This is a genomic window from Rickettsiales bacterium (assembly GCA_029252805.1).
Taxonomy (GTDB): Bacteria; Pseudomonadota; Alphaproteobacteria; order Rickettsiales; family JALZUV01; genus JALZUV01.
In genome coordinates this window covers 61,388-73,273 of sequence record JAQXAR010000041.1, presented here as the reverse complement: position 1 = coordinate 73,273, position 11,886 = coordinate 61,388, and the positions used below count along the sequence as shown (strand labels likewise).

General features: G+C 49.2%; 12 protein-coding genes and 1 pseudogene. 3 read left to right on the top strand and 10 right to left on the bottom strand.

Annotation, left to right across the window (positions count from 1 at the left end; all coding sequences use genetic code 11):
* Nucleotides 1–16 precede the first annotated feature (16 nt).
* From P8P30_08550 to P8P30_08540, 3 genes are read right to left on the bottom strand one after another with little or no spacing between them, the layout of a single operon-like run.
* Nucleotides 17–418 (bottom strand): biopolymer transporter ExbD, encoded by a 402-nt coding sequence (locus P8P30_08550; protein ID MDG1287596.1) that lies wholly within the window; start codon nt 416–418, stop codon nt 17–19.
* Entirely contained in the window at nt 408–899 is a 492-nt protein-coding gene (locus P8P30_08545; protein MDG1287595.1) for a biopolymer transporter ExbD, read from the bottom strand. Before P8P30_08545 ends, P8P30_08550 begins: the two co-directional genes overlap by 11 nt.
* 22 nt (nt 900–921) lie before the next feature.
* Nucleotides 922–1,806, bottom strand: a complete 885-nt coding sequence (locus P8P30_08540) for a MotA/TolQ/ExbB proton channel family protein (GenBank protein ID MDG1287594.1) — start codon at nt 1,804–1,806, stop codon at nt 922–924.
* A 57-nt stretch (nt 1,807–1,863) separates the two neighbouring features.
* Between P8P30_08540 and folE the strand changes: the two genes are divergently transcribed.
* The 3 genes from folE to P8P30_08525 all read left to right on the top strand — a co-directional run bounded on the left by folE (nt 1,864) and on the right by P8P30_08525 (nt 4,552).
* Nucleotides 1,864–2,433 (top strand): GTP cyclohydrolase I FolE, encoded by a 570-nt coding sequence (gene folE / locus P8P30_08535; GenBank protein ID MDG1287593.1) that lies wholly within the window; start codon nt 1,864–1,866, stop codon nt 2,431–2,433.
* A gap of 14 nt (nt 2,434–2,447) precedes the next feature.
* Nucleotides 2,448–3,896, top strand: coding sequence for a TrkH family potassium uptake protein (locus tag P8P30_08530; protein ID MDG1287592.1), 1,449 nt, complete (start codon nt 2,448–2,450; stop codon nt 3,894–3,896).
* A 74-nt stretch (nt 3,897–3,970) separates the two neighbouring features.
* Nucleotides 3,971–4,552, top strand: a complete 582-nt coding sequence (locus P8P30_08525; GenBank protein MDG1287591.1) for a hypothetical protein — start codon at nt 3,971–3,973, stop codon at nt 4,550–4,552.
* A gap of 6 nt (nt 4,553–4,558) precedes the next feature.
* On the opposite strand, the gene P8P30_08520 is transcribed toward P8P30_08525, so the two are convergent.
* From P8P30_08520 to gyrA, 7 genes and pseudogenes are all read right to left on the bottom strand, one after another.
* Complete coding sequence (locus tag P8P30_08520) at nt 4,559–5,308, bottom strand: sulfite exporter TauE/SafE family protein (protein ID MDG1287590.1); 750 nt, start codon at nt 5,306–5,308, stop codon at nt 4,559–4,561.
* Nucleotides 5,309–5,313: 5 nt separating this feature from the next.
* A complete protein-coding gene (gene queA, locus P8P30_08515) occupies nt 5,314–6,345 on the bottom strand; it encodes a tRNA preQ1(34) S-adenosylmethionine ribosyltransferase-isomerase QueA (GenBank protein ID MDG1287589.1) in 1,032 nt (343 codons plus the stop codon).
* Nucleotides 6,345–6,947 (bottom strand): peptidylprolyl isomerase, encoded by a 603-nt coding sequence (locus tag P8P30_08510; protein ID MDG1287588.1) that lies wholly within the window; start codon nt 6,945–6,947, stop codon nt 6,345–6,347. The genes queA and P8P30_08510 overlap by 1 nt, the downstream gene beginning before the upstream one ends.
* Nucleotides 6,948–7,025: 78 nt before the next feature.
* Nucleotides 7,026–7,550, bottom strand: coding sequence for a pantetheine-phosphate adenylyltransferase (gene coaD / locus P8P30_08505; GenBank protein ID MDG1287587.1), 525 nt, complete (start codon nt 7,548–7,550; stop codon nt 7,026–7,028).
* An 84-nt stretch (nt 7,551–7,634) separates the two neighbouring features.
* Entirely contained in the window at nt 7,635–8,771 is a 1,137-nt protein-coding gene (locus P8P30_08500) for a hypothetical protein (protein MDG1287586.1), read from the bottom strand.
* Between the two features lie 16 nt (nt 8,772–8,787).
* On the bottom strand, nt 8,788–9,093 hold the full coding sequence (locus P8P30_08495; GenBank protein ID MDG1287585.1) for a hypothetical protein: 306 nt from the start codon (nt 9,091–9,093) through the stop codon (nt 8,788–8,790).
* A gap of 71 nt (nt 9,094–9,164) precedes the next feature.
* A pseudogene (gene gyrA / locus P8P30_08490) lies at nt 9,165–11,855 on the bottom strand (DNA gyrase subunit A).
* Nucleotides 11,856–11,886 lie beyond the last annotated feature (31 nt).

Sequence of the window (11,886 nt, the reverse complement as noted above, 5' to 3'; positions counted from 1 at the left end):
CAGCGCTGAGCATCGATTAACTCAGGCTCTGCGTTACGATAGAGAGATTCGTACCACCGGCCACACGCAGCAAATCCATAATGGCCACCATCTTACTGGCTTCCAAACGCGAATCTGCTTTGAGCGAAATAATCTTGCGCGGGTTATTGGCAAGTAGCTGTGTCACGCTCGCGCGCAATTCATCAATATCAACCAACTCATCATTGAGCAAAATCTCGTTATATTGTCCAATGACAATCACGATATGCCCCTGATCGAGCACCTTGCCGCTATCCGCTACAGGGACATCCACCGGGATCACTTCGAATTTTTCAATCGTCCCCGCAACCAGGAAAAAGATAAGCAAAAGAAATACGAGATTAATCAACGGAATCATACTGACTTCACGCGTCATGCGTTTAGCGCGATTAATTTCCATCTATCACCTCCTCAGCCATTGCGGGCTCCATCTCGGGTGTAACCTCATCTATCGGCGCGGCGGGCGCTTGGTCTATCCGCTCAGGCTCCCAACTTGCCACAGAAAGGTTGGTACTACCGGCTTGATAAATATTATCCATGACCGTCACCATTTGCTGCACAGACACACGCGGCCCACTCAATAAGAGCACGCCAACATCTGGGAATTTTTCGATCGTTCCGCGCAGGGTTTTAATCAACCCCTCTTCATTGACCAAACGACGACCAATATAGGTAGAACCATCACGCGCCACATAAACTTGCAGCAAACGCCCTTCATCTGCCGAACCACCGCCATTGGCTTGCGGCAACATCAGCTCAAGCGATTCACTGCGCACAAAACTGCTCGATAGCATAAAGAAAACAAGCAGCAAAAACACCACGTCAATCAATGGCGTTAATGGCACCTGCCGGGCTTTACGTGCTTCGCGCTCTATCTGCATGATGAATTGCCTCTAAAGCGAATTAGAATTGGCTATAGCGTGGATTAAGCAACTTCAACGTGGAGCTACTTTGCGGCGTTGAACGCATATCAGACGAATCTTTTTGCATGCGATCGCTGGTTTCGCCTTTTTCCTGATCCGTTGAGAGGCGGTCCGTCTCTTCACGCTCACGCACGCGCGCTTGCGCCTTACGGCGACGCTGCGCACGCTCATTACGCTGGAACTCATCTTCCAGCATCATAATTTGAATCGATGTATCTTTCATCACACCGCGCACACGCTCAATCAAACCATCAAAGATGTAATAGGCAACCACCGCCGGAATCGCGACCACAAGGCCACCCACCGTCGTCAGAAGCGCTTCCCAAATACCGCCTGCAAGCAGTGATGGATCCACACGACTCCCCGCACCTTCAAGGCGAGAGAAGGCCGTCACCATCCCGATTACCGTCCCTAGAAGACCAAGCAATGGCGCTACATTTGAAACCATCTCCAACCCACGCATTTGCGTCTCCAAATAGCGGATATCGGTTGAACCTACGCGTGAGATTTCGGCATCACGACTTGATTGCAGCATTTCGCGATCCGATACGCAATTGAGTGCGACCTGCATAATACGTGCAACAGGCCCTTTTGAACGCCCTAGAATCTCACGAGCTTTGGCCAAATCGCCACTACGAATCGCGGCAATCGTCGGCTCAATAAAAGCGGAGTTAAACACACCAGCTGTCGTAAATTGATAGAGTTTAAAGATCACCACCGCGATCGTGTAAATCGACAACCCAGCGAGGATAAACATTACCACGCCGCCTTTTTCAAATAGCTCGAAACCCATAATTTTACCCTCAATATTGGCCGGTGCATCCGGCACTTGTTCCTTATTCACTGCGGAATATAAAGGATTCATTATTCCCTATCAACCTGTAATGCTTGTTTTCGCTAAGAAAACTGCTATGCCTGCTGCATGAGCAAACCATCAAAAACAGAAGCGGAAGAAGCGGTCAAAACCCTTATCCGCTGGGCGGGTGACAACCCTGACCGTGAAGGCTTATTGGAAACCCCTGATCGCGTTTTGCGCGCGTATGGTGAGTTCTTTGCAGGCTATGATACTAACCCACACAATATTTTAAGCAAAACCTTCTCCGAGGTCGAAAATTACGATGAAATGATCGTACTTCGCGATATCGAATTCGTTTCGCATTGCGAACATCACATGGTGCCATTCACCGGTGTCGCTCACGTTGCGTACCTACCTGAAGATAAAGTGGTGGGCTTAAGCAAGCTCGCACGTTTAGTCGAAGCCTATGCCCGTCGCCTCCAAATTCAGGAGAAGATGACAGCACAAATCGCCAATGCACTGGATGAAGTGCTGCAGCCTAAGGGTGTCGCGGTCGTGGTCGAAGCCTCGCATCAATGCATGACAGCACGCGGCGTTCGCAAAAAAGGCGCAACCATGCAGACCAGCCGCATGATTGGCCGCTTCCGCACCGACCCGCGCACACGCCAAGAATTTTTCGATTTACTCCGAAAATAACCTGAGACAAAAACATGTTTAAACTCCGCCCTATTTTACTCATTAACGGCTTACTGTTGCTGGTATTGGGTGCGGCAATGATCATTCCGTTACTGGTTGATCTCATGTTTCACGACGGTCACTGGGAGACCTTTCTCGTATCTGCCTTTATTTGTGGTTTTATTGGCGGCACCCTATACCTGTCCAACCGAGGCTATGGCGGCACTATCAGTTTACGACAAACCTTCCTTTTCACCGCATCCAGTTGGTTTATTTTACCCGCCTTTGCCTGCCTCCCCTTTTACTTATCAGCTCCATCCACTTCCTTTATTGACGCCTACTTTGAAGGGGTTTCTGGCCTCACCACGACCGGCGCGACGGTGATGACCGGTTTAGACACAATGTCCCACGGTATTTTACTCTGGCGCTGCCTGTTGCAAGCACTAGGCGCCGTCGGGGTAATCGTCCTCGCCATGGCCATTTTACCGATCCTTCGCATTGGTGGCATGCAGCTCTTTAGAACCGAATCCTCTGATAAAACCGACAAAGTCATCCCACGCGCGGGGGAGATGGCCAAACTCATCGGTATGACTTACCTCACTCTTTCAGGTATCTGCGCCATAGCTTATTGGAGCTTCGGCATGAGTGGATTCGATGCTATTTGCCATGCGCTCACGACGCTCGGAACCGCTGGGTTTTCTAACTATGACGCCTCTATCGCGCACTTCGCCAGCGCCGAAATCGAAACCATCGCTACCCTTGGTATGATTTGTGGTGCCCTGCCCATTATCCTCTATTATCAGATGATACGCGGCAAGCCCCTAGCGCTCTTTAAAGATATTCAGGTGCGCTGGTTCTTCACCATTCTCGTGTGCACGACTCTGCTCATCACCGCATGGCTCATTTACAATCAAGGGTATGAATTCTGGCGCGCGTTTCGTTATGCTAGTTTTAACGTTGCATCCATCATTACGACTACGGGCTATGTTTCGGCTGATTACGCACATTGGGGTAGCGCGCCAACGCTTATTTTCTTCATGTTGATCGTTGTCGGAGGCTGCACTGGCTCCACAAGCGGTGGAATAAAAATATTCCGTTTCAAAGTTTTATATGAAACAGCTAAAGTTCAACTTTATCAACTTATTCAGCCTCACGGCGTCTTTATCGCGCGCTATGGCCACAAACCTATTTCGGAAAGTGTGAGCGCATCCGTGCTCGGTTTCTTCACTTTATTCGCCTTTAGCTTTATGATTTTGGCGACGGCACTTTCTGCTTTTGGCCTCGATTTTATCACTTCTATGAGTGCAGCGGCACAAACATTAGCGAATGTCGGGCCCGGCCTCGGTGAGATCATTGGCCCTACCGGTAATTACCAAACCCTCCCCGATGGAGCTAAGTGGCTGATTTGCATAGGAATGGTTGTAGGTAGACTCGAATTATTTACCGTCCTTGTTCTCTTTACCGGACATTTCTGGCGAGAGTAGTTTCCGCCTTACGTTGTCATCAGACCGTCACATTTCTTTGCTATAATTAGAAGGTAAAAAAAGGAATGAAAATTATGGCTGATCCAGCAGAAGGCGGTGGTGGTCCAAGTATAATGGATCGCATGAACCAAGGGCAAATGGGTGCCGCTGGCGGCGGTGGCGGAGCTGGCGGCGGCGCGGGTGAGACTCCTGGCGCACTCATTGACACATTCCTACGTATGCTCGGCATCAAAGGCGGCCTTAACGGACATTCAACCGGTGGGTTCGATGCCATCTTTGGCCTCGGCAACGCGTTTAGCGGCCTATCGATACAAGGCAAAAGTCTTTTTAGCTCAATGCTTGATACTCGCGGCGGCATACTCACTAGCTTCTTTGCAGATCTAGGCTTCACCTTCGGCGGCAGCATTCATGGCGCCGGTGGCGATGTTCAACATGCCCCCATTGGCGAGGCCCCCGTTGATACATCAGGCGGCGGCGGAGGCGGTGGTGATGCACAATACGCCTCGATCAACACCATTCCAAGTGCGGCGTTTCAAGATATGGGTGCTATTCAAAATACTGCCCCTCAACATGTGACAGATGCAACCCCTCCTGTACGTGGTGCTAATAAAGCCAAACGTGTTTCGCAAAGCGAAGGTGAAGGCGCAAGCCGCTAAAACCTGCTAACGGCCAAAAAACCACGCCGTCATTAACACTCCCACGATAATCACAAAACGCTTCACAACAGGCTTGGGCATTTTTTGGGCGTAATGCGCGCCAACATAACCACCGATGACCGCCGCGAGCACCATCACTCCCGCTGAAGGCCAATGTACCATCCCACTAAACAGAAAGATAACCACCGCAACACCATTAATAGCGCTCCCTAGCACCGTCTTTAGGGCATTCATCGTATGAATATCACGCACGCCAAGCAGGCTGAGCAACGCCAGCATCAATATCCCGATACCGGCACCAAAATACCCCCCATATAGTGCAATCCCCAACTGCAATAAAATACTTTTCGGTGAAGTGAAATTAACTTGCTCTAGCTCCACAGGTCGCGCACGAAGCTTATCGCCAAAGGCGAAAAGCAGCGTTGCAATCAGCATCAACCATGGAATAAGCGATTCAAACATCTGAACCGGTGTCACCAATAAAACCACCGCCCCTATCGCACCGCCCATCACACTCGTTAAGCTTAACGCGAGCACCGCTTTTCTATCCACCCTCAATTGCTTACGATAGGCCACTGCGCTGGCGACTGCTCCCGGCCATACTGCAATAGAAGACGTCACATTCGCAACAATCGGCGAAACGCCTACAAAGATAAGTGCCGGAAACGTAAAAAACGTCCCTCCGCCCGCCACGGAGTTAATCACCCCGGCAAGGAACGCACTCCCTAACAGAAAAATGATTTCAATCCATTCCATAGCGCCTAAGCACACTCTAAGAAGCAAGCATCGCCGTATGAGAAGAAGCGATATTTCTGCGCCACGGCATGTGCATAGGCTTGGCGTATAGCATCCACTCCGCTAAACGCGCTTACCAACATAAGAAGGGTTGATTTAGGTAGATGGAAGTTCGTAAGCAACGCATCCACCGCACGGAATTGATAACCAGGTGTAATGAAAATATCCGTCTCCCGGTGCTGAGCATGTAACATGCCCGCTTCATCTGCAGCGGATTCCAAACAGCGCAACGCCGTCGTGCCAACACTTACAATGCGGCGCCCTTCGGCTTTTGCTTTATTCAGCGCTATGGCCGTTGCCTCATTCATCTGCATCCATTCCGAATGCATTTGATGTTCGGATAAATCCTCCACCCGAACCGGCAAAAAAGTTCCTCCCCCAACATGCAGCGTCACATGTTGAACCTCAACACCCTTCGCATGAACCTCCGCCATCAGCGCTTCACTAAAATGCAAACCTGCTGTCGGAGCGGCAACCGCACCCGGCTCTTTCGCATGCAATGTTTGATAATTGAGAAAATCCAAATCGTCTTTTTCAGCACGCTTAATGTAAGGTGGCAACGGCATTTGGCCGATCTCATCCAGTGCACTGTAGAACTCCGCATCTGCCTTATTAAACTTTAGCACTACAGTTCCGCTCTCATTCTTACTGAGAGCCTCCGCTTCCAAGCTTGTGCCAAATTCAAGAATATCACCAACACTTAACTTCCGCGCAGGCTTCGCGAAACACTCCCACACGCTACCACGCTCTTGCTTGAGCAAAGTAATGCCAATCACTGCCTCACCTTTTTTGCCGTAAAGCTGAGCGGGAATCACTTTGGTATTGTTAAACACCAGCACATCATCAGGGCGTAGAAAATCAGGCAATTGGCGGATGGTACTATCCGTCAACTCGCCCAAAGAAGAAACGGCCAACAAACGTGACGCATCACGTGGGCTGGCCGGTTCTTGAGCGATTAGCTCCTCAGGTAAGGAGTAATCAAAATCAGAAAGTCGCACTATTGCGCCGCAGCAGCCGCTTTAGCAGGATTTGCAGTTTTCTTAGGTTTAGCAAGTTTTGCCTCTACATCAGCAGCAACGCTCAACGTGATCATCTTATCTGGATCAGACACTTCACCATTGCGAGCAGAATCACCTTTTTTGATACGATCCACATATTCCATGCCTTCGATCACTTTACCCCAAGCCGTGTATTGCTTATCGAGGAAAGTCGCGTCATCAAATACGATGAACCATTGGCTATCACCGCTATCAGGGCTTGCCGAACGTGCCATTGAAGCCACGCCACGTGTGTGAGACACATCGTTAAATTCAGCTTTTATCTTCTGGCCAGAACCACCTGTACCATTACCATCAGGATCACCTGTTTGTGCCATAAAGCCTTCGATCACACGATGGAACACGATTCCATCATAGAACTTTTCGCGGGCGAGCTCTTTAATGCGCTTCACATGGTTTGGCGCTTTTTCGGGCAAAAGCTCAATCACAACACGGCCATCTTTAAGTTCAAGATAGAGCGTGTTCTCTAAATCAGTGGCGTTAGCAGTAGAAGTCATAAGTAAGGTTCCTATTACGGTTAGAGTGGTCAGTAGTTTTTTCATGAAAAGCTCCCTGAATTGTGTTATTTCGCTACTTCTTAAGATATAGGTCAGTTTAATGCAAATAATAAGAGGCTGTCACTAAATCTTCATCAATGCCTTAGCCACATTATCAGACACAAAATGCGAGACGTCGCCATCTAACTTGGCAATCTGCTTCACAAAACGTGACGAAATAAAGTGCGTCGCCTCAGATGCGGTAAGAAACACCGTCTCCAGCTCTGGCGCTAACTTATTATTGATATTGGCCATCTGGAATTCATATTCATAATCCGAGACCGCACGCAACCCACGAATCAGAAGGCTCGCCCCCTGCTCTCGCGCGAAATTCACCAATAGGCCGGAAAACCCTGTCACAGTCACTCTATCGGTCAGTTCAAGCCGTTCAATTTCTTGCTCAACCAGTGTGACCCGCTGCTCCAAACCAAATGCCGGTGACTTGCCTGTATCTTCCGCCACTCCGATGATAAGCTTATCCACCACCTTACAGGCACGCAGGATAATATCCTCATGTCCCTTCGTAACAGGATCAAAAGTTCCTGGGTAAATGCCTGTGCGATTTTTCATATTTTCCCTTAACTTTGAGTTGTCACCTTGAGCGAGCATAGCGAGTCAAAACTTCTCAAGCTAGTGTAAAAGATGCTTCGACTGTGGCGCCTCACGCTTGCGCCAAGAACGTCGGCACCCACCCTATATCGCTTCACTAATACCCATTTTGAGCGAGTCAAAAGCCATAATAGCGGCCGCTCGCGTTGCCACATTCGTATCAGGGATTTGCACCATACGGATAGTGTCAACACCATGTTTGGCCAGCTCCGCATCCGCATATTCAATAAGTTTTAACCCTAACGGGCTCCGCCCCAGCCCGCCACCGAACAGATAAATACTCGTTCTAGCCGCCAACTTCTTTTCGTCTTCGGACCAGCCGTTAGCGGGCTCAATATCTTCATTTTCACCGCTATGGATAATGGCTATCGTACGCCCGAGATATTTACCCGCCATCGCGATTACTTGCGCATGAAGTTCGCTCGCATCAATGTCCAACTCTTCGCCGGTTTCGACGCCCGCCATCGCGTTCAACATCGGCGAACGGTATAAATCTTCCGCGCGAACTGTGCCATCGCTACATAAGATGAGCTCTTCACGTCCTGTTTTCACCTTTAATGCCTCACCGGCTTCTAGCAGCATTGGTAAATCTTCGCTATCGACACGAATACGTAGCTTGCTCGCATGCCCATCGGTGACGAAATGGTAGTGCGTATCGGTATCAACACGCACAATTGCATGGCCAAGACCTGTTCCAAGCCCGATCAAGCCGACATATTTATCCGTCACGCAATGCGGTTTCAAAATATTCCCGCGATGATCAAACATGTCCTCGCGCTCAAGCGATTGGATCGATTTTATCATCCCCGCCAACATCGCATTCGCATCATTCTTCACATTAAAAGGGATGGCTAAGAACTCTGGATTCCGCGCCTGCATGGCTTGCACATATTCACCGCGCAAGTGAATACCATCAAATTCACTCACGAAACGCCCCACATTTGGATTGGTCCCAGGCTTGATAATACCATCAATACCAAAACGCCCCGGAGTCGCGATACCAACACCAATGAGTTGCCCCTCTAACGGCTTTGCTAAATCCACACATTTCTCAATAATATCGACAATTTGGGAAGAATGAGCATCGACCCCTTTGGCCGTTTCCGCATGATCAATCCAATTGGCTTTTGGAGCAAGACTATCGCCCTCAACGATATAAAAGCCAGACTTAACCGTCTGGCCTCCAATATCAATACCGAGCATAAATTGCTTTTGAGGCATCACTTAATGCTAATACTTAGTGCGCGTGGCCGTGGCCGGTGGCGCTGTCATGTGTATGACTTCCGCACGCGCGTGTACCATGCGCATGGCTTTTGCTGCTTTTGCCGGCTTTGCGCAAACCGCACGCGCCTTTATCATGGCTATGTTCAGCTTTTTTCATTTTATTGCAGCATTTGCACGCCGCCTTTTTACAGGTCGATTTCTTGCACGGTGAGGCACAGGCTCCTTTTTCTTTAAAGATCGATTCACCCACCGCATGCTCATCCATATGACACGCACCCAATGCCAAAGCGGCAGCAAACATTATAAATAGTTTTTTCATTCTTCATCTCCGTTATTTTCTTCTGTAACTGTCGGTGCCTCAGAAGCAACTTCAGCCGTTGCTGTTTCCGCAACGCCTTCTGCCGCTTCTTCGCCTTCCGCCAACTCTTCCTCTTCATCAGATTCTGAAATATTGAGGCGAATGGCCGACACTACTTTCTCATCTTTACCAGTTTTAAAGATCGTCACGCCTTGCGTATTACGACCTGCCACGCGGATATTATGCACCGGGCAGCGAATCAATTTACCGCCATCGGTCATCAACATGATCTGTCCATCATCGGTAATGGGCATCGCTGCGACCACACCACCATTACGCTCAGAAGTCACAATATTCGTGATCCCCGAACCGCCACGGTTGGTCGTGCGATATTCATAAGAAGAACTACGCTTGCCGTAACCATTTTCGGTCATCGAGAGAATAAACTGCTCACGCATCGCCATCTCAGTAATGAGTTCATCAGAGATATCGACCTGAGGAATTTCCGCGCCTTCATCATGTTTCCATGGCGCGGCTTTCAAATAAGCCTCACGCTCTTCGCGAGTATACCCCCCAGCATCTAGGATAGACATTGAGACCACCTCGTCGCCTTCAGCTAAACGAATACCACGAACACCGGTTGATTTACGGCTCTTAAACACGCGGATCGCTTCCACTCGGAAGCGGATACATTTACCCGAACGGGCCGAGAGCAACACATGCTGATCCGGCGCGCAGACACGCACATTCACGAGCGACTCGCCTTCATCCAAATCAATCGCAATTTTACCGTTACTACGAATATTTTGGAAGTCAGAAAGATCATTACGACGTGCCGAACCTTTAGAGGTCGCGAACATGATATTCATGTCTTTCCAATCGGCTTCATCTTCTGGCAATGGCATAAAGCTGTGAATCGTCTCGCCATTTTCGAGCGGGAAGATATTGACCAACGCCTTACCTTTGGATTGCGCCGTTCCTAGCGGCAATTTATACGTCTTCAACTGGTAGACTTTACCGTTCGATGAGAAGAACAATACCGGCGTATGCGTGTTCGTCATGAACACTTCCGTCGTCACATCTTCATCACGCGTAGACATAGCCGAACGGCCTTTACCACCGCGACGTTGCGAACGGAATGTATCCAACGGCACACGCTTAATGTAGCCGTTTTGTGTCACCGTCACGACCATATCTTCGCGTTCAATCAGATCTTCAATATCATGCTCAAACTCATTATCTTCAATCATGGTGCGGCGCGGAGTCGCGAATTCTTCCTTAATCGCTGCGAATTCTGAAAGCATCAATGCGAGCATTTCATCACGATTTCCAAGCAATGATAGATACTTCTTAATATCCACCGCTAGCTCTTCTAACTCGCCATTAATTTTATCTTGCTCAAGGCCAGTTAGGCGTTGCAAGCGAAGTTCAAGAATTGCACGCGCTTGCGTTTCCGTAAATTTGATACGGCCCGATTCGATCTGATTTCCACGATCTTGCACGAGATCGATCAAGGCACGTACCGATTCCGCTTCCCAATCGCGACGCATCAATTCTTCACGCGCTACCACGGGATCTTTCGAAGCGCGAATCACTTTGATCACTTCATCAATATTGGCCACCGCAATCGCCAAACCAATCAAGTTATGCGCACGATCACGCACTTTATTCAGTTGGAATTGCGCACGACGCGTCATCACTTCTTCGCGGAATTCTACGAAACTCACGAGCATATCGCGCAGATTCATCTGACGCGGCTTACCGTGATCGAGTGCCAGCATGTTACAACCAAAGCTGGTTTGCAACGGCGTAAAGCGGAAGAGGTTATTGAGTACGATTTCGGCAATTGCGTCTTTCTTGGTTTCAATCACCAAGCGCACGCCTTGCTTATCAGACTCATCGCGCATATCGGCGATGCCTTCAAGCTTCTTATCACGCACCAACTCAGCGATACGCTCTTGCAGCTTCGCCTTATTCACCTGATAAGGAACTTCCGTCACGATAATGGCGATACGGCCATTATCCATGGTTTCCATATCCGTTTTCGCACGCATAATAACCGAGCCACGACCTGTGGTCAGTGCCGAAAGACTACCACTACGACCAAGGATGATACCGCCCGTTGGGAAATCTGGCGCTGGGACATATTCCATCAACTCCAATGCCGTCAGATCAGGCTTTGCGACCAATGCTTCGCAAGCATCCAGCAATTCGCCTAAATTATGGGGCGGGATATTCGTTGCCATACCCACCGCGATACCATTGGCACCATTGGCCATTAGATTCGGAAATTCAGCCGGAAGAACCGTTGGCTCTTTTTCGTTGCCATCGTAATTTTCTTGATACTCAACCGTGCCTTTATCGAGGTCTTCTAGCAAGTGATGCGAGACCTTCGCCAAACGAGATTCCGTATAACGCATTGCTGCTGGAGGATCACCATCCATCGAGCCAAAGTTACCTTGCCCATCGACCAATGGCAAACGCATTGAGAAATCCTGCGCCATACGCACGAGCGAGTCATAAATCGCGCTATCACCATGTGGGTGATACTTACCCATCACGTCACCGACGATACGAGCGGATTTCTTGAAAGGTTTATTCCAATCAGAACCAATTTCCATCATCCCGAATAAAATACGACGATGCACCGGCTTCAAGCCATCACGCGCATCCGGAATCGCACGACTCACGATCACGCTCATCGCGTAATCGAGGTACGATTTCTTCATTTCTTCTTCGATAGAGATTTGCGGCGAGAGCGCCATGTTGGATTCTTCGGCCATAGCCTTTTACCCTTAAACTTTTGTTCTTATT